Origin of the sequence: Geobacter sp. OR-1, from assembly GCF_000813145.1 — a bacterium.
In the GTDB taxonomy this organism is placed as follows: domain Bacteria; phylum Desulfobacterota; class Desulfuromonadia; order Geobacterales; family DSM-12255; genus Geoanaerobacter.
Genome location: NZ_BAZF01000028.1, coordinates 11,998 through 31,877, shown reverse-complemented (window position 1 = coordinate 31,877; position 19,880 = coordinate 11,998). Strand labels below are relative to the sequence as shown.

Genomic DNA, 19,880 nt, shown 5'->3' with positions numbered 1-19,880 from the left:
TTGTTTTTTGTATGGATAAGATTTTTGATCATTCAAACTCCCATGGTACCCCTGATTATTTGCCTGAATGAAACCAAATCAGCGAATAAGGCCAAAATTTCGTAATTCCGATAGAAGTTTGTTCTTCCCGATAGGCTTCACCAGGTATGAAGTCGCCCCTCCTCTGTATAACGCTTCGACAACGGATTTTGGGTCTCCGAGCGCCGTAGTCATAACAACCTTTACTTCATCCCCTTCACTTACGCCCCGTTCCTTTTCCAAGGCGCGAATCGCCTTCATAGCTTCCTGGCCATCCATGTTAGGCATCATAATGTCCATGCATATCAGGTCGTAACAGGCCCCTTCTTCCTGCGCCATCCTGAATGCCTGCACCGCTTCCTGACCGTCAATGGCGATATCGCACTCCCCATAGGGAGACAACATTTCCTTCAGAATCTTGCGCGATATAAAGTCGTCTTCAACTATTAGTGTTTTCATCCGGTTATTCTCCTTAAAATATGAACCTTAGCGCATATTCAGTTCAAATCCTCTTTCCCCTTCTTTTTTCTCCGCAATAGATTTCTTCAGCATTTCCAGCATATTACCTACCTTTTCCACGGCCCCGCTCCTGAAAGCCAACTGTATCCTCAATATCTCGTCAGCTACTTTCGTCAGTTTGGCTTCTGCTGCGAGTTTTTTGAGCCTGAATGCACAGCTTTCAAAATGCTCCTCATTGCGCAGGTTGAAAGCTGCCACCAATTCAGAAAACACGGTTGCCATGGCGGATCCGTCTGATAGCACCGGAGAGGCGCCTGGCGCCGTAATGTAACGTGCCAGATTCTCCAGGAGTTCAACCGCATCGGCATTTTTGTGTAGATAGCCATCCATTCCGGACTGCAGACACCGTTCAATCTCTTCTCTGGTTTCGGCAGCCGTTAAAGCTAGGATCGGCGTATGCGCCCCGGTTGTTGCTTCCTTGGCCCTTATCAGTTTTGTGGCGTTCAATCCGCTCATCTGAGGCATCTGCACATCCATAAGGACAATGTCAAACGGCTCTTTTACATAGCTGGCAACAGCCTCGTTGCCGTCAATTACCGCAACTACCTTGTGACCATGTTTCTCCAGCAGGTGCGTGAATACCTTTCTGGTAACTTTGCTGTCATCGGCGAGCAAGACCTTGAATTGCCGACCGGTTTCGCTTTTCGCGCCTTTACCCTGCCCGCCAGAAACAGCTCTTCCCGTATCAGTCCCGATAAGATTGCTGCTGGTATATTCAGACAGACGATCAAGCATCCCCATCATGGCATCTGCCGAATGCCTTGCCAACTTAAGGTATTCTTTTTGTTTCTCGGTCAATTCCGTTTCATCAAGGAGGTCAAGCGATCCTATCACTCCGTGCATGGTGGTTCGCATTTCATGCCTCATACTTGCATAGAAATTAGACCTGATATTCCTATCCAATGCAACCGCCTCATTGCTGGCAACAGTTCGGGTCGCAGAAGCTTCATCCTCGTCATCATCAACCAGTAAAACCTTTATCGGATCGATATCCATTTAAGATTCCAGTCAATGAGAGTTAGGATTCGGAGAAATTACAGATTGATTGTCTTATCGGAGGATGAGGAGTTATCTTTACTTAATGTTTTTTAAAATATACTGCGAGGGAGAATTACGTTAATTGGACAGATCGGGACAATTCCGTCCAAAAAGTTTTCGGCATGCCGAAACAGATTGTGGGGCATCATTCCGATAACTGGGATAGGGATTTTGTGTACAGGATAGATTTGCATCCGGCGTCATCATTGCAGCCTTGCCATCTGCACAAAGACGCCGTTTCTTCTGTTGCTATTGGATTTCGTTGAGCCAGGAATCGATATTCTTCTGCTCAATATCCCATGCCGTACTGAGCCGCTGCGCCAGGAACGCCTCATACAGGCTGTCAAAAAGCTGCAGCCCGAGTTCGAGCAGATACATCCGCTCGTAAAACAACGCCTCCCGTTCGGTTACGCCGTCAACGGTGTTGTCCTTTTCCTCCTTTACCTGCGGCGACCGGAATGAGGAAAACTGGAACTGCTCCCCCTTGAGCGTCATCTTCCATAGATGCTCCCCCCGCTCCAGATAAAGAGTCGCCTCGTTAATCTGCTTGCCTGACTTGAGAGCGGTCCTAACCTCAGCAAACTGCTCCATCGGGCCAGAGGCGGTAAACTTCTGCACCCCTTGCTCGGCGGAAAGACCAAGGACAATCCTGTCATTCAGATATGCCACGAACCCCTCTCCGGCAACTGCATGACCGGGCCGGCTTACCCGGTACTCCGAGGACTCGTTCATAGTGCGGTAAAGCATCCAGAGCAGGAAATCCCAGCCGAGCCACCTGTTGCACTTGATCAGGTCCAGAACTGCGTCGGAATTCGCCCTGTTCGCTTTGACCAGCAGAGGCAACATCTCCGGGGCAACAACTCGTTCCGCACGGGAATAAGGGTGTATCGCCACAAGGCGAAGCCCCTCGAAGCTCTTTTTGAACAAGGCTTCAAACTGCTCGACACTCTTTGCCCCGACAGTCGCCAGGGTAAGGAGATTGCTGTCAGTGTCCCATACTGCGTCGTATGTGGCAGGGACAGGAAGAATACGGGCCAGGAGCCTGGAGCGTACCGCTTCGCGGAGCTCTTCGCGTTTCTGTTTCGGGACCTTGGAATATCCGGGATTTGCCGTCAGAAATTCACGCTCTTCAAGCTGAAGATGACTGCGGAGCAGGACCGTCGGGATATGCCGCCGGTCCTGACGCAGGGTGAAGACCAGGTAATGGTCGCGCCAGAATGCCGACGGAACGGAAAAGCTGCTGTCCCGATGGTCATCGACCTGGACCCACCCGACGGATAATTCCGCGGTGCTATGGTCTATAGGGGCAAACCCCTTTCGTGCAAGGCTGACAGAGGCCCATTCATAAAAATCCGCAACTGGGAGATCACCAACCACACGGAACTGACAGATGCTTACGGTATTGGACAGGATACCCATTCGATTGCTCCTTCGAAAATTGAGGGTCACATCGATACAACTTTTCGCAGGAGAGATCAAGAGGTTTATGGGATTGCGGAATGCATCCGGGTAATTAGAGCTGATTGCTACTATGATCGGCCCAGTCCGGCGAGAAAAGCCAGGACTGCCGATTTTAGCGGCAGGTCGCTTTCTTCGGCAATGTCGTACGATACGCGCAAAACCGGCCGGGTCGTCTCAAACAGCCGTTTCAAGTCTATGGGGGTGGCAGCCAGCACCAGATCGCAGGGTACTGCTGCCACTGTAGCGGCCAGATCGGCAACCTGCACGGAACTGTACCCCAGAGCGGGGAGCACGGGACCGATATGAGGAAACGCATTATAAACGTCGCGCAGAGAACCTTGCACCCAGGGCCGGGGATCGATCACCGCTGCCGCGCCATACCGGATTGCCGCGGCAAGGCCGGCGCCGGACGGCATGGAGCCGTGAGTGATGGTGGGACCGTCCTCGATTACCAGCACGTTCTTCCCTCTGATCCGCTCCCCATCTTCGACCGTGATTTCCGATGCCGTCCGCACCAGCTTGGCAGCCGGATTGACGTTATGTACCGTATTCATCAAAGCGGAAACCACGGAAGGTTCGACAGCATTCACCTTGTTGATTACCAGCAGATCGGCCCTGCGAAGGTTCACTTCGCCGGGATACCAGGCAGTCTCGTGGCCGGGCCGGAGCGGATCGACCACCACGATCTCCAGGTCGGGCCGGAAAAACGGCAGGTCGTTGTTGCCGCCGTCCCAGATGATCACTGCCGCCTCCTTTTCAATCTGCCGAAGAATCCGATGGTAATCCACCCCGGCATAAACCGTTGCGCCATGTTCCAGAAGGTGCTCATATTCTTCCCGCTCCTCAATGGTGCAATGAAACCGGTCCAGGTCGCCAACATCGGCAAACCTCTCGACTGCCTGCTCAGAAAGGTTGCCATAAGGCATAGGGTGCCGGACAACCATGGGCCTGATCCCCTTTTCCCGCAAGATATCGCACAGGTATCTGACAACCTGGCTCTTGCCGCACCCCGTCCTGATTGCACATACCGAAATCACCGGCAGTCGGCTCTTCAGCATGGTTGCGTCCGGCCCCAGAAGGCAAAAATCAGCGCCTGAAGCCAGAACTGTCGAAGCTTTATGCATCAGGTTTTCATGCGAGACGTCACTGTATGCGAATACTATCTGCTCCGCTTTCAGACGGCGAATAAGCTCGAGGAGCTGTTCTTCGGGATAGATGGGTATTCCGGCCGGATACAGCGATCCGGCCAGGACCGCCGGGTAACGGCGCCCACTGATATATGGGATCTGCGTCGCAGTAAATGCGACCACCCGGAATGACTCGTTGTTCCTGAAACAGCAGTTGAAATTATGAAAATCCCGACCCGCCGCACCCATGATTATGACCCGTTTTCGCTTCACAAATCACCTCCGGCAATAATGTTACCACAAGATGCAAGCCATGCCGCACGCTTCATTGACAAGAGGCTAATCCAGCGATTTACTTTAATTACAGCCGCATTCAATCCGGCAATAGAGCCGAAATCTCCGCATTGGCAGATAAGGGGGAATAGATGCCGATCCCAACCAATTACACCCCTCCTGATTTCTCGCGCCCCGATCTGGCTTCGGCCCCTGCGGCAAGCCTGGGGGATGCCCCTCGTGACGGAGTTCTGCCGCGGAACTTTCATGCTACATCCAATCACCCGGAATACGTTCATCTTGGCGGCGGGAAATGGCTCCTGGCACCGGAAAGCAGAATGGATGCCGTGCTTGTTCTGGCCAATGGAACCGTTAAGGTTGTGGAACCCAGACTGGTGAAGGCAGGAGAGCGGGTGGTCCTCGGCCGCACCGAAAACGGTGAAGAAGGGATTTTCGTCCACACTACCGGTTTCGATACGGTTATGGATGCCTCTGCCGACAAATTCATTTTCCGTACCCGCGGCACAAGAGAGACCCCATTCTCGCGTTCCTACGATGAACTGTACGAGATTCTCCGCCACGACCGGGACAACGGCTACATTGTCTGGGTTCTCGGCCCGGCCGTAGCCTTTGACCGCGACAGCAGAGAGGCGATGACAGCATTGATCGATGCCGGATATTGCCATGCCCTTCTTGCCGGCAATGCGCTGGCAACCCATGATCTTGAAGCGGCCATGTTCCGAACCGGCCTGGGGCAGGATATCTACACCCAGGAGCTCCATCCCCGCGGGCATTATCATCATCTCGACGTGATCAACGAAGTCAGGAGGCACGGTTCACTGATTCGGTCGATTGCTGAACTGGGGATAATAGACGGGATCATCCACGCCTGTCTCAAACACCAGGTGCCGCTTGTCCTTGCCGGATCGATACGGGATGACGGCCCTCTTCCGGAAGTCATCACCGACTCGTGCCGTGCCCAGGACGCCATGCGCCATCATAGCCGCAGCGCAACCACGGTTATTGCCCTGGCTACCCAGCTGCACACCATCGCATTCGGGAATATGGTCCCAAGCTATAAGGTGTTGGAAAACGGCTCGGTGAGACCGGTATATTTCTATATTGTCGACATGTCGGAATTCGGCGCCGACAAGCTCGCCAACAGAGGTTCCTGCCAGGCGCGGGCCATTCTTACCAATGTGCAGGATTTCATGGTCAATCTCTGGCACAACCTGAAAGGATGAACATGGGTTCCGACACTCTTGATGAACGGATCATCGCGCATGGCAAAAGGCTTTATTCCGCTGTACGGGATGAAAGACCATCCCTGTTCGATTCCGGGACCTGGGCCGGCAAGGTGATGGAATGGGCAATGAAAGACGAGCGGTTCAAGACGCAGCTGTTCCGCTTTGTCGATGTCTTTCCGGCCTTGCGGAGCGGCGACCAGCTCACCGGTCATATCCGGGAGTATTTCGGCGGCGAGCAGCAACTGCCGCAGGTGTTCACCGCAGGGGTGAAGGCAGCCGGCATGCTTGGCAGCCTTGGCGGCTCAATGCTAGGCAAGGCGCTCGGTGCCAATATCCGCAGCATGGCCCGTCAATTCGTTATCGGCGAGACCACCGAAGAAGCGGTCCGGAATATCGAAAAACTGCGGGATAACGGGTTTGCCTGCGCTGTCGACCTGCTCGGTGAGGCGATTCTTTCCCATGAAGAAGCGGATCATTATATAGCTGTTTACCTGGAATTGCTTTCTGCTTTGCGGTTATCTCAAAAGAACTGGCGCCCTTTGGGCGGGGCAAGCGGTTCTCCGGGGCTGGACTGGGGTGATGCCCCGCAGATCAATATCGCGGTCAAGCCTTCGGCCCTCTACTGTCTGGCCGATCCGCGCAATTTCGAGGGGTCGGTTTCGGCCATACTTACCGGGCTTGAAGCCATTGTTGCCGCGGTAATAAGTTGCCGAGGCTTCCTCTGTATCGATATGGAGTCCACCAGGATGAAGGAGATCACCCTTGAGGTGTACCGGCGACTTAAACTCGCGCACCCGGATTATCCCTTTCTCGGGGTAGCGGTGCAGTCGTATCTCCGCGACACTGATAGAGATCTGCCGGAGCTCCTGGACTGGGCAGAACGGCAAGAGATCCCCATTGCGATACGCCTGGTTAAAGGGGCGTACTGGGACTTTGAAATCATCAGGGCCGAGCAGAATGGTTGGGAACCCCCGGTCTGGAGGTTGAAATCCGAAACCGATGCCGCCTTTGAACGGCAATCACGGCTGATCCTCGAACATCACAAAATATGTCACTTCGCCTGTGCCAGCCACAACTTCAGGTCAATTGCCGCAGTGCTGGAATTTGCCGAGGAATTGTCGGTGCCAACAGACCGGTTTGAGTTTCAGGTTCTGTACGGCATGGCAGAACCGGTCAAAAAAGCGCTACTGCACGAAACCGGCCGGGTCCGCCTCTACTCTCCATATGGCAAGATGGTGCCCGGCATGGGATATCTGGTACGCAGGCTGCTTGAAAACACCTCCAATGAGTCATTTTTGCGCAAGTGTTTTGCAGAACAGGACGAGATCAACCGGCTTCTTGAAAACCCGGCAGTCACGGCCGAAAGAGATCAGGAGCAGAAACCGTCCCGTGTAGTTAAGGCATCTGCAGAGCATTTCAGAAATGAGCCCGGGGCAGACTTTACCCGAAATGAGCTGCGCGAGGAGTTCCGTCATCAGCTTGCCGAGATCCGGCGGCATATTCCCATAACCGTGCCGCTCTTTATAAACGGCAACAACGCTTCGGCAAAGGAACTGTTTGTTTCCGCCAATCCGGCAAATCCCGACGAAATAATCGGCAGGATTCACCTCGGCGGCAGAACTGAGGCTGAGGTGGCGGTAACTGCCGCGAGAGCCGCCTTTCCTGCCTGGCGCGACACCCCGGTAACGGCACGGGCAACCATCCTGCAAAAAGCCGCTGCTGCTGCCCGGCGCCGGTTGGTTGAGCTGGCTGCCTGGCAGGTGCTGGAGATTGGGAAACAATGGGACCAGGCCTATGCTGATGTGGCTGAAGCCATAGATTTTCTTGAATTTTACAGCCGGGAGGCCGTTAGGCTGGCAGTACCGCAGCATCTGGGGAATCTACCCGGGGAACTTAACCTTTCCAGCTATGAGCCGTGCGGGGTTGCAGCCGTGATCGCCCCGTGGAACTTCCCGCTGGCTATCAGCTGCGGCATGACGTCTGCCGCGCTCTCCGCAGGCAATTGCGTTGTTTACAAACCTGCAAGCCTGACTCCGGTTACCGGCCATCAGCTGGTCGAGATCTTCACCGAGGCCGGCATACCGCCCGGCGTTTTCAATTATCTGCCAGGCCTGGGGAGCGATATCGGGGACTACCTGGCAGAACACCCGGGGGTAGACCTGATCGCCTTTACCGGTTCAGCCGGGGTAGGACTTGAAATCTGCGAGAAGGCCGCACGCCGTCAGCCGGATCAAAGGGGGATAAAACGGGTCATCTGCGAAATGGGCGGAAAGAATGCTGTGATAATCGATGACGATGCCGACCTGGATGAGGCAATTCCGCATCTGCTCCAGTCAGCCTTCGGTTTTCAGGGGCAAAAATGTTCGGCATGCTCACGGGTGATAATCCTTGAAAAGATATACCCAGAGTTTACGCAACGGTTTGTTGCCGCTGCCGCTGCTCTCACCATCGGTCCGGCGGAAGACCCTGCCTGCTTCCTCGGTCCGGTAGCCGACCAGCTGCAGCAACAAAAGATACTCGAATATATTGAAACAGGGAAAAAAGAAGGGATGCTTCTTTACGAGAGCGCTATTCCGGCAGCCGGTTATTACGTGCCAATTGTCATTTTGGGGGATGTGAAACCTTCGGGTACGGTGGCTCAGGAGGAGATTTTCGGCCCGGTACTGTCGCTGATGCGTGCGAGAGACTTCAAAGAGGCGCTGGCTATGGCAAACGGCACCCGGTACGCGCTTACCGGCTCAGTATTCAGCCGGAGTCCGGCAAACCTTGAACTCGCCAGCCGCGAATTTCGGGTGGGCAACCTTTACTTGAACCGTGGCTGCACCGGCGCCATGGTGGAGAGACAGCCTTTCGGCGGTTTCGGATTGTCCGGCGGCGGCACCAAGGCAGGAGGCAGCGATTATCTACTTCATTTCCTGCAACCGCGCGTTGTGACGCATAACACCGTCAGACGGGGATTTGCTCCAAATGAGTAAACAGTTCATCCGATTTTGCGATAAACTTTATCACTCCTTCATTTTTGCCGACACATTGGCGACTTGCAACTGATCGTCAACCCGTTTGACCCCTTTAACCTTTGCTATAATCGACAATGCGGATTTGCGCTCTCCATCGGAATGCACATGGCCGGAAAGCGTGACGATACCTTTGTCAGATTCGATGTTGAAATGAAGATACTCGATTTCCTGTGATTCCAGAAGGGCAGTCTCAACCCGCTTGTTGACGATAATATTGTCGATTAGATCCCGGCTGGTCAGATCAGCTTCTTTCAGACAGGGATCTTTTGCGGCAGCGACGATGCTGTCCACTATGGATGGAGCAGTAAGTTTCGTCGTGTTATAGATCAGGTCATAGCCAAGAGGGTCTTGCCAGTCCCGGTTGAAATAGAAATGGATGAAGCCGCCCCGCTGATGATCGCTCTTCCTGATCAGATGCCGGGCAAGATCAGGGTCCATCCACTCGCGTTCGGCAAGCATTTCCACCCGCTCTTCAAAAGGGGCGACGAAACGGATGCGGAGTACGTTGTCCATCCCTTTGAGAAGATCCTGCCCTCCCCTGCCGTAAATGATCACATTCCCCTTTCGGGCCAGATCAAGGATGATCAGTTCGATCGAATTCAGATATGCAGCCTGATGCCTGTCTTCGGCAGTAATATATACCGGCGGTTTCTCGTCTACCCTCTCGAGAATATCGGAAGTAAGGCCGTATTTAGAGCCCAGTTCGGAAATCTTGGCGCCGTCCACCAGCGTATATCGCAGTTTTTTGGCCACATCCCTGGCTATGCCCAAGGCGCCTGTGCCCATTTCGCGTGAGATTGTAATTATAGGCATCGAATTGCATCCTCCTGATAGGTATTCAACGGTCTGCCCGAATCAAAATTGCTGGCAATGCTAACACGGATTCCATACCCGTTCAAGCAGGATGGTATTCCGCAATGGCATTGGCATCATTCAAGTCTTATCCTCGATACCCCATGAATCGACGACAAGCGGTCGACAAGGCGGTTGCATTCGTCGCGAGACCGGCTCTTGACGTCAATCTCAAGCAGCACTGATTTCAGGTCAAGATTCTTTTCAATCACAACATTGATCATCTCCATGCGGCAATCGGACAGTAATTGTTCCACTCTGTCGATCTGACCTTCGTGGTCTTCAGTCCAGACCATGATTCGGAAATAAGTATCTTTTTTCAGCCGGTTTTCAAGGTTTTTTCAAAAAAATAAGGTTTATCACTGCCAGAGAGGTAACCAGAATGGACGTGGCATACATCCCGACTCCTACGGCGACCCCTACAGCGGCTGCTACCCACAGGCATGCAGCAGTGGTAAGGCCTCGAATCGACGCCTTCTCGCGAATGATCGCCCCGGCACCGAGAAAGCCAATCCCGGTAACAACCTGCGCAGCTACACGACCGGGATCAACGCCCAAAGTCCCTTGCCCTGTGAAATTCCCGAATTTCTGATAGAAAAATATCGAAGTAATGACAAACAGACATGAGCCAAGAGAAACCAACAGATGGGTCCTGAAACCAGCCGGGCGGCCATGCACTTCACGCTCCAGGCCGATTATTCCGCCTAGCATCGAAGCAAGCACCAGCTTTACCGCTATATCAAGGGTCAGTTCAGCTCCCATGAGTTAGAGATATCTTGAGCGTCGATTTAGAACTCTTTCCACAGCAACTGGCCATTATACCGACGGACAGCGTGCCGTCGGATGAGAGTTCGGGACGACCGTCAAATGAGATAGTTGGCAACCGGTCATCCTCTGCTCCCGCAACCTTGCCGAGCAAAGGTTCCGGTACAGAAATTCCTGGGGCAAAATCAACAGGCGGCTTCACCCCCCTGCCGGAAGAAAGGTTGCACAGTGTTCTTGCCCCAGGCTGCAGGGATAGTTCAAGCCCTTCCAGTTCGGCAAGTATTCCCTCAAGCACAGCGCAGAGAGGATCGAGAACAGCACTGCCGGTCAAAGAATCAACCGCAAAAACAGGTACACTGCCGGTCGGCCCACCCAGGTCGCACTCCCCAGCGGGTATTGCCTCGGGAAGATCCTGTTTGGTACATACAATCGCTGAAGGGATATCAGCGAATCTTTTACCATTTGCATGCAGGGCTGCCTGCATCTGCTCAAAAGTCTGCCGGTTTGCATCCTGGCGCAGTCCAATGGAATCGGCAACGAATGCAACCCCATCAACTCCCTTTAACACCATTTTCCAGGCATTCCCATGGGTTATATCACCTGTTAGGGTATAAACATGGAGCCTTAGGGAATATTTGTCAGCATCAGACCCTTCCGGGTGGGTAAAATCAAAGAACAGCATCTTGTCTTGCTGAATGGACATGCTTCGCAACTGACCGCGGTTTTCTGCCGGGAGCCTGGAACAGATCGCCTTGAAAAGAGTGGCCTTGCCTGCTCCTGCCGGTCCGCAGAATACTATTTTTGCATTGATTTCATGTTTGGCATGGTTAACGAGTGCCATTTAGAACTCCCTTATTTCTTATTCTTGTTCAAGAGCAACCGCCGGGCCTGGGTTGCAATCACCGAAGAAACGTTTTTGCTTTTGGCCAAGCCGGCAAGATCCTTTTCACTGAGTGACGCCATGAAGCGCAAGGCATGGGGAAGCGGCGTCTTGCTGTTTTCCACCATCGCCTTGCGGATATTATAGTTTTTGATCCATTCCTTGTTGGCGCAGATAGCGCGGATTATCTCGTCATTCTGAACGGCAGATTTGGCAATGGTCAGAACCTCGCCATCGGTTATGCGCGGATTCTTCATGACGCCGCCGCTTACGAGTTTGTTGGAATCCTTGATCAGTAGGCCGCGCCACTCCTTGTCCCCGGTGAGCGCCATCTTGATCTTTTCCGCCACCCCCATGGATTGGGCTAACTGATACTTGGACTTGTATTCCTCTTCATCGACCTCGATCTCCTCTTCATCCGGCGGTGGCTGCTCACCTTCGGGGGTTTCGTCGAGGCTGTTCAAGACACCGCAAAATTCCGTAGCCGTTGTAACCCCATGAAGAGACAAAAACTCCAGCGTCTCAAGCGGGGTCGCCGGATGGGAGGCAATCAATTCAGCGGTCCCAGCATCATGAAAATGAAGCCGGGCAAGTATTTCCAGCAGATACGGATGGGTTTCCGGGGCTTCCAGCACAAGGTTGAGCCGTTCCCCGGAAAGCCCCCGAATGCTGTTGATTGCGGCACTTGCAATATCCGGGTCACGGTCATGGCTCAGATACAGCAGCACAGACCCCAAATCTCCCGCTTCAACTGCGATTTCCCCACGGGCAGCCTGCATCCGGGATTCGTGCGAAGCGCCTTCAGCTATCCACTGTGATGCCTCGATAGAGATATCCAGTTGCATAGGTCCCACTTATCGGGTCACCTTCTTTGCCTCAGCTGCAATGCCGAGCTTACGGAGCCGCTTGACTATTGAGTCTGCCTGTTTTTTATCGGTTGCTGTACCTGAAATCCGGATTACCGGCAGCATCAATTTGGCTTTTTTAAGGGTTACGTTCACCCCCTTGCCGGCGAGCCGCTTTATCTCGCGCTCTGCCCGGTTCTCCTGATCGTATGATCCCGCGTAAAGCTCGTACTTACCGGATGCCGGAACTAAAAATGCACCGTCAGCGTATTTCTTGATTTTTTCAAGCTCTGCATATGCCGACTGACTGTCATCGTATTCGCCGGCAAAGAGGCGTTTCATCGCTTTTTCTTCTTTTACCTGTTTCTTTTCAACCCGTTCTACGCCACTCTTCTTCAGTTCCGATAAAGCGGCATTCGCCTTATCCGCAGAAAAAATTCCAGAAGTTGTTATCCGGTAACTGCTCTCGGACACAGTTCTTTCTGCGACAGGCTTGGCTGAAGCAGGTGCTTTCGCCGCTTTATCAGGCAAAGGCGCTTTCCCCTGAGACTTCACCGGTTGGGCATTTGCCGGCTTTTCAGGTTTTGTGGCAGCCTTGGCCGGTGGCTGTAGCTGAGGAGGTGTCTTCGGTTGTTCCGGAACCGGTTTTGCCTGGGGAGCCGGCGGTTTCGGAGCCGCAACCGGTGTTACCGGGGCCGCTTTGGCCGGAGCAACTGGGACAGCGGCAGGAAGAGGCTTGTTCTGAGCCGACGGAGTCGAAGCCGGTGGCGGCGAAACTTTCGCTTCGCCTCCGGCAGGCCGGGGCGGAATCGGCTGTTTAACCTTCTGGACTGGGGACGGAGCCGGCTTCTGCTGAACTTCACGTTCCTTGATCAGTCCGGTGAAAAAATAGAGATAGCCAAACAGCGCCACAAGCACAGCCAGGATACCGAGGAGCAGGCTCTGACTTGCGCCGCTCTCCCCTTTCCGTTCGCCATTGACTTTTCGCATCAAAACCTCCTCAACAGCCAATTGATCAATCCGCCTTCTTCGAGTGGAACCCGTTTGCCTCTGCCTCGGCGATAACTTTCTGGGAAAGATGCGTCGGGAGTTCCTCGTAATGCGAAAACTCCATGGTAAACATGCCGCGGTCACTGGTCATGGAACGGAGGTCGTTGGAATAGGCAAGCACTTCCGACATCGGCACCACGCACCGGATGATCTGGGAGTTCGCCTTTGGCTCGACACCGACTACCTTGCCACGGCGGGAGTTGATATCGCCGATGACATCCCCCATGTTTTCATCCGGAACGGTCACTTTCATATTCATAATAGGCTCAAGAATCACCGGCTTGCATAACTCCATTGCCTTCTTGAAAGCCATTGAGCCGGCGACCTTGAACGCCATTTCCGATGAGTCAACAGTATGAAAAGAGCCGTCTACCAGAGCCACCTTGAAATCAATTACCGGGAATCCGGCCAGGAACCCGTCAATACATGCCTCCTGAATCCCCTTATCTACTGCGGGGATATACTGGCGGGGAATTACGCCGCCAACGATCTTGTCCTCAAAGAGATACCCTTCGCCCCTTGGCTGAGGCCCCATCTCGATCCAGCAATCGCCGTACTGACCCCGGCCGCCCGACTGCTTCTTGTATTTGCCCTGTACCCTGGCATTACCCCGTATCGTTTCCAGGTAAGGGACTTTGGGAGTTTTAAGCAGCACCTCAACATTGAACTTGCGTTTCATCTTCTCTACGATGACATCCAGGTGAACCTGGCCCATGCCGGAGATGATGAACTCTTTGGTCTGCGTGTCGCGATGCGACTCCAGCATCGGCTCCTCTTCAATCATCTTGTGAAGAGCGCCGTGGATCTTGTCTTCGTCCGCCTTGGTCTTGGGCTCAATGGCGTAAGAGATACAGGGTTTCAGGAGCGGCGCCGGTTCATACACGATTGGCTTGTTTGCATCGCAGAGAGTATCGCCCGTAATCGTCTCTTTCAGCTTTGCCACTGCCACGATATCTCCGGCAACCGCTTGCTTGATGGGCTTCTGCTTCTTGCCTTCGAGTTCGTATATCTGCCCGATCCGCTCTTCAACTCCCTTGGTTGAATTGAATACCGTGGAATCGGAGTTGAGTACACCAGAATAGACCCTGAAGATCGTGATCTTGCCGGTATAAGGGTCTGACGTGGTCTTGAATACCAATGCCGAGAACGGCTCCGACTCTGACGGTGCCCGTTCTTCAACCGCCTCGGTCTTGGGATTTTTCCCTACGGCCTTGGTGCGGTCCAGTGGCGAGGGGAGATATGCACAGATTGCGTCGAGAAGCTGCGGCACTCCGATATTCTGGGTGGCGGAGCCGCAAAGAACAGCGGTAAAGGTGTTGCGCATCGTACCGACCCTCAGGCCGTCAAGAATCTCCTCTTCGGTGAGTTCTCCAGCCTCCAGGTACTTCTCGGTCAGTGCATCATAAGCCTCTGCAACTGTTTCCACCATCAGTTCACGCAGACGGTTGGCTTCGTCAATGCAATCAGCGGGAATGTCCGTTTCTGTAAACTTGCCTGATTGATCCTTTGCAAACTTGTATGCCTTCATTTTTATGAGGTCGATTACACCTTCAAAGTTTTCCTCGGCTCCCAGGGGCATCTGTATGGCTACGCCGCGAGCCTTCAGAGCTTTTTCCATATCGTCGATAGCCCTGAGAAAGCTTGCCCGTTCCCGGTCCATCTTGTTAACAATCGCAATGCGGGGAATTTCGAACTCGTTTGCCCAGTTCCAGACCTCCTCGGTCTGAACCTTGACTCCAGAGATTGCCGAAAGGATGACGACAGCACAATCAAGGGTACGCATGCAGGCGCGGCTGTCGGCAATGAAATCGCCATAACCGGGGGTGTCCACAAGGTGAATCGAGTGGCCGTTCCACTCGCAGTGGTCAAGCGATGAGCTGATCGATATCTTGCGCTTGATCTCTTCCGGCTCGTAGTCCATTGTGGAGGTGCCATCGTCAACTCTCCCGAGGCGATCAATCATTCCGGCATCGAAAAGAATCGCCTCAGAGAGAGAGGTTTTACCGGCCCCTCCGTGTGCCACAATTCCCAGGTTACGGATCTTGCTCGTGTCGTACTTGGCCATCGGACTTTCTCCTTGCGTTTGGGATGTATACAGCAAAACTACCTGTTTCTATCGTATAGAATCCTAAGCCCCTCCAGTGTAAGAAACTCCTCTATATGCTCGATGGTTCTGGACTCCGGGGCTATGAGCTTTGCCAGCCCTCCGGTCGCAATTACCGTCGGGTTGTCGCGACTCTCCACTTTCATCCGGTTAACGATGCCATCAACAAGCCCGACATAGCCGTAGACAATACCTGCCTGCATGGAGTTTACGGTATTTTTGGCTATTACGGACACCGGTTTTGCAATCTCGACCCTGGGAAGCTTGCTGGCCCGCTGAAAAAGGGCCTCAAGGGAGATCATCAGCCCGGGGGCAATTGCTCCGCCGCAGTACTCACCTTTGGCGTTGACATAGTCAAAAGTTGTCGCCGTTCCGAAATCGACAATGATCAAGGGGGAGCGATATCTTTCGTAGCCGGCGACAGCGTTCACGATCCGGTCGGCGCCAACCTCCTTCGGGTTATCGTAATGTATCGGCATGCCGGTCTTTATTCCAGGGCCGACAACAACCGGTTTATGGCCGAAATACTGCTGGGCGAGAAGTTCCAGAACTCCCGTCAATGGGGGGACAACAGAGGAGATAATAATACCGTCAACTGACTCAGGATCCAGACCAGACATGCGAAAGAGGTCATGAAACAGTATTCCATACTCGTCATGTGTCTTGGCTTTGTCGGTGGCAATGCGCCAGTTGCGCATTAAATCAGAGCCGTCGTATGCCCCGATAACTATATTACTGTTACCTACATCGATAACAAGAAGCACCCAACCCTCCTTACAAAATTTCCACATCTCCCGCAAGAACACGCGAGATGACACCGGTCGCAGTTTTCACCAGAAGCGCCCCGGAGTCATCAATGCCGGTCGCAACCCCTTCTATCTGCTCACTAGCCACGCTGACTGAAACACGACTCCCGATCATGCCGCAACGGGCAACCCATTCGTCCCGCACCGGCCCATAACCGTTACATAGATAATCTGTATAAAGGGAATCCAGCGACTCCAGCAAGTTCCGAACAAAACTCAGCCTGCTTATCTCTAAGCCGGACTCGATCGCAAGTGACGTGGCAGGGTAGCGCAAATCGCCGGGGAATTGCTCCGGCCGCATATTGAGATTTACGCCGATGCCCAGAATCACGAAATTAACCCGTTCGGTCTCGGCGCTCATTTCATTGAGTAGACCTGCCACCTTTTTGCCATTGAGGAGGATGTCGTTTGGCCATTTTATCAAAGGAGGGATTGAAACTGATGATTCTATGGCCCGTGCAACGGCAACGGCAGATAAGAAAGTGAATTTGAACGCATCTACAGGCAATATCGGCGGCCTGAGAATAAGTGAGCAGTACAAATTTACTCCTGCTGGCGAAAGCCAGCTGCGCCCAAGCCGCCCTTTCCCTTTGGATTGGGAATCGGCAATGATCACGGTTCCTTCTGCAGCACCTTCTTCAGCAAGTCTGTAAGCCTCGCTATTTGTAGAACCTGTTTCAGGCAGGCAGATTATCCGGCAACCAAGAATCTTTGCCGTTAATCCGGCAGTAACTGCAGCAGGTGTGAGAACATCCGGTGCCGACACCAATCTGTAACCTGATGAATGACGAGCTGTTATGCCATACCCCTGGGACCTTAACGTCTTGATATGTTTCCAAACAGCAGTTCGGGAAACTTTGAGAATAGCGCTCAGTTCTGCACCGGAAACAAATCCTGACCGTTCGCGGAAAAGTTCAAGTATCTGCCGGTCAATTGACCGTTCGGTTGACTTGGATTCCCGGTTTTTCAATAATCCTCCAGCAGCATGGAGATATCCATCGCTCGAGCCGAATGAGTAAGTGCCCCTACGGATATGATGTCCACTCCTGTTTCCGCAATCGGCCTCACGGTTTCAAGGGAAACCCCGCCTGAGGCCTCCAGAAGAGCCCTGCCGTTTACCAGTGCAACAGCTGAACGGATTGTGTCCAGATCCATATTGTCGAGCATGATGATCTCAGCGCCGGCAGCCAACGCTTCTTCAACCTGGGAGATTGTCTCAGTCTCAATCTCGATCTTCAGAGTGTGCGGGATGTAGGCGCGGGCCGAATTGATTGCCTGAGTGATGCCGCCGGCAGCGACAATGTGGTTCTCCTTAATCAGGACTCCGTCGTATAAGCCGGTTCTATGATTCACCCCACCGCCGACCCGCACGGCATACTTTTCCAAAACCCTCAACCCGGGCGTAGTTTTTCTGGTATCAACAATACGCGCTTTTGTACCTGCTACGGCCTCGACATATTTCGCGGTCAGCGTTGCCGTCCCGCACATTCTCTGCAACAGGTTCAGAGCAACCCGCTCTCCCTGCAGCAGGACCGAAGCATCACCCTCCATTGTGGCGATCAGATCCCCTTTCGCGATCGTGTCACCATCGGCACTCAAATGTTTGAATGACACATGCTTGTCCAGGGTTATGAAAACCTTTTCCGCAACGAGCAAACCGGCCAACACCAGCGGTTCCTTGGCGAGTAGCCTTGCTTTAGCAGGTCTCTTGTGCGGGACAACTGACAATGTGGTGATATCGCCGGTATGGATGTCTTCAAGAAGGGCATTTTCAATAATCCGGTCGATTCCGGTCATAAGAAATCTCCAAGATAGGGTAGGCAACATATAACACAGCTTAGGCCGCCTAGCAACCGCTAATGAAGGGAATGGAGCTTCATAACAATGAGTTGAGAATATCGCTCGGACTGCGAAGGAGCGAAGTTTGCTCAGAGTCTCACGCCGGTTGACTTATATGGTCCCCTGAACTAGAATGTTCCGTTATGGACGCTGCCAATAGCCCTATCGACACAACAAATTCGAGACGTTACACCCGTCTAACCATAGTACGGAAGATTATCGTCGGTTATTCGGCAATGGCTCTTTTTTCCATAGCTGCGCTCGCCTTCTCCATAAACGGGTTGGTATCACTCCATCGAACCGCGAAAGAGATTGCCCGTACCGACTTGGTTTTCATAAGCAATCTGCAAAGACTTCGGGAATCGCTGGTTGCTCAGGAGCGTTACGCCGGCAAATACCTGATACTGGGCAGTGATGAATTTCGCGATTTCTTCAACTCTAGAACTCAGGAGTTCAGGAATATCCTGCAGTTAATGCAGCGGGAAAAGAGCATTCCCGAACTACCGATACTTTCAGAACATTATTCGAAATACCTGTCGGCATCTAAAGAAGTTTTTTCCAACCGGGCAATCGACTCAAAACCGATGCAGACCGCGGGGATGCAAACACTGGCCTCGATCGACGCCATTTCGGTAAATGAGCAGAAACGGCTTAATGCAAAACTTGAAGATGCCGACCGCAGGGAAGAATCCACCCTAAATCTTACCCTGATCCTTTCATTTACCGGCTTTTTGCTGGCCACTGCCGTTGCGGTATTCATAACCTATTCCATATCGTCAGCCATCAGAAAACTGAAAACTGCCACTCATAGAATTGCTGAAGGTGAATTCGACTATGACCCCAATATTCCTGGTGGTGACGAAATCGGAGACCTGGCCAGGGATTTTACCCATATGGCCGAACGCCTGAAGGAACTTGAGAAGATGAGCCTGGACGCCAGCCCCCTGACACGGCTTCCCGGCAACATAGCGATCGAAAGGGCACTTAACAAGCTGTTAACAAGTGATGAGCAATTTGCCGTATGCTATGCAGATCTCGACAATTTCAAGGCGTACAACGACCGGTATGGGTATATCAAGGGAAGCGAACTAATCAAACTTACCGGAGAGATAATTTATGAAGAGGCGGCACGGCATGGCGGGATTGATACTTTCGTCGGGCACGTAGGTGGCGACGATTTTGTTCTGATTCTTGCCACCGAGAATTTTGCTCAGGTCTGCGATGCCATTACGGCTCGCTTCGATCGTGAAATTGTTGCTCACTACTCTGCAGAGGATATTGCGCGTGGCGCTATAGAAGGGAAAGACCGATACGGGGTTCAACGCAGTTTCCCGATCATGTCCATTTCGATAGCAGTGCTTGTCTGTCAGCAAGGAGAATACGATTCGGCTGTCGATATTGCAAAAGCTGCGGCCCAGATAAAAGACCACGTCAAAGTACAACCGGGGAGCAATTATTTCGTCAACCGGAGGAGAATCAACCGATGATCCGGAAGCTGGTGTGCATCGTGGCTTTGCTGATTCTGGGAGGGTGCGCCTTTATCAAGGACAAGATAGGGTACCCGAACGATGAAAGGCTTGCAGAGGCGGTATCGTTTCTGGAAAAAGGTAACGAAACCAGTGCGGCTAAACTGCTGGAAGAGATCACTAACAGCAAATATTCAGTTGCCGGAATAACTGATGAAGCCCTTTTCAGGTTGAGCCTGCTGCAATTACGCAAACACAGTGATGCAGGAGCAATGCATAATGTTCAAAAACAGCTGACTAAACTCCAGACAGAATTCCCAGAAAGCCAATGGTCCAGGATGTCATGGCCTCTTACGGAATACTTGACCCAAACGGAAAGTGTCAGGTCGGATCTCCGAAGTCTCAAGCAGAAATACAATTCGGTAGTGAAGGAAAATAAAGAATTGACCCTTTCCAACCAACAGTTGCAAGGAGCCAATCAGACGCTTACCAAGGAGAACAAAGAGATAAACCAACGGATCGAAAAACTCAAATCGCTCGATATTGAGCTGGAAAAAAAGAACCGTCGCTGAT

Annotated in this window: 18 protein-coding genes; 4 read left to right on the top strand and 14 right to left on the bottom strand. The window is 52.7% G+C overall.

What is annotated here, in order from left to right; all coding sequences use genetic code 11:
* Positions 1 to 78: 78 nt before the first annotated feature.
* The 4 genes from OR1_RS19145 to OR1_RS19130 form a co-directional block, all read right to left on the bottom strand.
* Positions 79 to 477, bottom strand: a complete 399-nt coding sequence (locus tag OR1_RS19145; protein ID WP_041974463.1) for a response regulator — start codon at positions 475 to 477, stop codon at positions 79 to 81.
* A gap of 27 nt (positions 478 to 504) precedes the next feature.
* Positions 505 to 1,533 carry a response regulator gene (locus OR1_RS19140; RefSeq protein WP_041974461.1) on the bottom strand — a complete coding sequence of 343 codons (1,029 nt, stop codon included), beginning with the start codon at positions 1,531 to 1,533 and terminating at the stop codon, positions 505 to 507.
* 291 nt (positions 1,534 to 1,824) lie between these two features.
* Positions 1,825 to 2,994: a recombination-associated protein RdgC gene (gene rdgC / locus OR1_RS19135; RefSeq protein WP_041974459.1), complete on the bottom strand. Its 1,170-nt coding sequence runs from the start codon at positions 2,992 to 2,994 to the stop codon at positions 1,825 to 1,827.
* Positions 2,995 to 3,104: 110 nt separating this feature from the next.
* The gene (locus tag OR1_RS19130) at positions 3,105 to 4,436 is read right to left on the bottom strand and encodes a cyclic 2,3-diphosphoglycerate synthase (RefSeq protein ID WP_041974457.1); all 1,332 of its coding nucleotides are present in this window, start codon (positions 4,434 to 4,436) and stop codon (positions 3,105 to 3,107) included.
* 152 nt (positions 4,437 to 4,588) lie between these two features.
* On the opposite strand from OR1_RS19130, the gene OR1_RS19125 reads away from it, so the two are divergent.
* Positions 4,589 to 5,680, top strand: a complete 1,092-nt coding sequence (locus OR1_RS19125) for a hypothetical protein (RefSeq protein ID WP_041974455.1) — start codon at positions 4,589 to 4,591, stop codon at positions 5,678 to 5,680.
* Positions 5,681 to 5,682: 2 nt separating this feature from the next.
* Positions 5,683 to 8,658, top strand: a complete 2,976-nt coding sequence (locus OR1_RS19120) for a proline dehydrogenase family protein (RefSeq protein WP_041974453.1) — start codon at positions 5,683 to 5,685, stop codon at positions 8,656 to 8,658.
* A 30-nt stretch (positions 8,659 to 8,688) separates the two neighbouring features.
* Here OR1_RS19120 and OR1_RS19115 read toward each other — a convergent pair whose 3' ends face one another.
* The 10 genes from OR1_RS19115 to nadC form a co-directional block, all read right to left on the bottom strand.
* Complete coding sequence (locus tag OR1_RS19115; RefSeq protein WP_041974451.1) at positions 8,689 to 9,513, bottom strand: cytidylate kinase family protein; 825 nt, start codon at positions 9,511 to 9,513, stop codon at positions 8,689 to 8,691.
* 116 nt (positions 9,514 to 9,629) lie between these two features.
* Positions 9,630 to 9,848 carry a hypothetical protein gene (locus tag OR1_RS23350; RefSeq protein WP_370543378.1) on the bottom strand — a complete coding sequence of 73 codons (219 nt, stop codon included), beginning with the start codon at positions 9,846 to 9,848 and terminating at the stop codon, positions 9,630 to 9,632.
* Between the two features lie 34 nt (positions 9,849 to 9,882).
* Complete coding sequence (locus OR1_RS23345; RefSeq protein ID WP_370543377.1) at positions 9,883 to 10,314, bottom strand: MgtC/SapB family protein; 432 nt, start codon at positions 10,312 to 10,314, stop codon at positions 9,883 to 9,885.
* Positions 10,304 to 11,158, bottom strand: a complete 855-nt coding sequence (locus OR1_RS19105; RefSeq protein WP_052440679.1) for an ATP/GTP-binding protein — start codon at positions 11,156 to 11,158, stop codon at positions 10,304 to 10,306. The genes OR1_RS23345 and OR1_RS19105 overlap by 11 nt, the downstream gene beginning before the upstream one ends.
* Positions 11,159 to 11,169: 11 nt before the next feature.
* Positions 11,170 to 12,042 carry a hypothetical protein gene (locus OR1_RS19100; protein ID WP_237754362.1) on the bottom strand — a complete coding sequence of 291 codons (873 nt, stop codon included), beginning with the start codon at positions 12,040 to 12,042 and terminating at the stop codon, positions 11,170 to 11,172.
* Between the two features lie 9 nt (positions 12,043 to 12,051).
* Positions 12,052 to 13,032 carry an SPOR domain-containing protein gene (locus OR1_RS19095; protein ID WP_041974449.1) on the bottom strand — a complete coding sequence of 327 codons (981 nt, stop codon included), beginning with the start codon at positions 13,030 to 13,032 and terminating at the stop codon, positions 12,052 to 12,054.
* Between the two features lie 25 nt (positions 13,033 to 13,057).
* A complete protein-coding gene (fusA, locus tag OR1_RS19090) occupies positions 13,058 to 15,157 on the bottom strand; it encodes an elongation factor G (RefSeq protein ID WP_041974447.1) in 2,100 nt (699 codons plus the stop codon).
* Positions 15,158 to 15,195: 38 nt separating this feature from the next.
* Positions 15,196 to 15,960, bottom strand: coding sequence for a type III pantothenate kinase (locus tag OR1_RS19085; protein ID WP_041974445.1), 765 nt, complete (start codon positions 15,958 to 15,960; stop codon positions 15,196 to 15,198).
* A 10-nt stretch (positions 15,961 to 15,970) separates the two neighbouring features.
* Positions 15,971 to 16,972 carry a biotin--[acetyl-CoA-carboxylase] ligase gene (locus tag OR1_RS19080; protein ID WP_041974443.1) on the bottom strand — a complete coding sequence of 334 codons (1,002 nt, stop codon included), beginning with the start codon at positions 16,970 to 16,972 and terminating at the stop codon, positions 15,971 to 15,973.
* Complete coding sequence (nadC, locus tag OR1_RS19075; RefSeq protein ID WP_041974441.1) at positions 16,969 to 17,799, bottom strand: carboxylating nicotinate-nucleotide diphosphorylase; 831 nt, start codon at positions 17,797 to 17,799, stop codon at positions 16,969 to 16,971. Before nadC ends, OR1_RS19080 begins: the two co-directional genes overlap by 4 nt.
* Positions 17,800 to 17,984: 185 nt before the next feature.
* Between nadC and OR1_RS19070 the strand changes: the two genes are divergently transcribed.
* Both OR1_RS19070 and OR1_RS19065 read left to right on the top strand, forming a co-directional pair.
* The gene (locus OR1_RS19070; protein WP_041974439.1) at positions 17,985 to 19,328 is read left to right on the top strand and encodes a HAMP domain-containing protein; all 1,344 of its coding nucleotides are present in this window, start codon (positions 17,985 to 17,987) and stop codon (positions 19,326 to 19,328) included.
* Entirely contained in the window at positions 19,325 to 19,879 is a 555-nt protein-coding gene (locus OR1_RS19065; RefSeq protein ID WP_041974437.1) for a hypothetical protein, read from the top strand. The genes OR1_RS19070 and OR1_RS19065 overlap by 4 nt, the downstream gene beginning before the upstream one ends.
* Position 19,880: the final 1 nt, after the last annotated feature.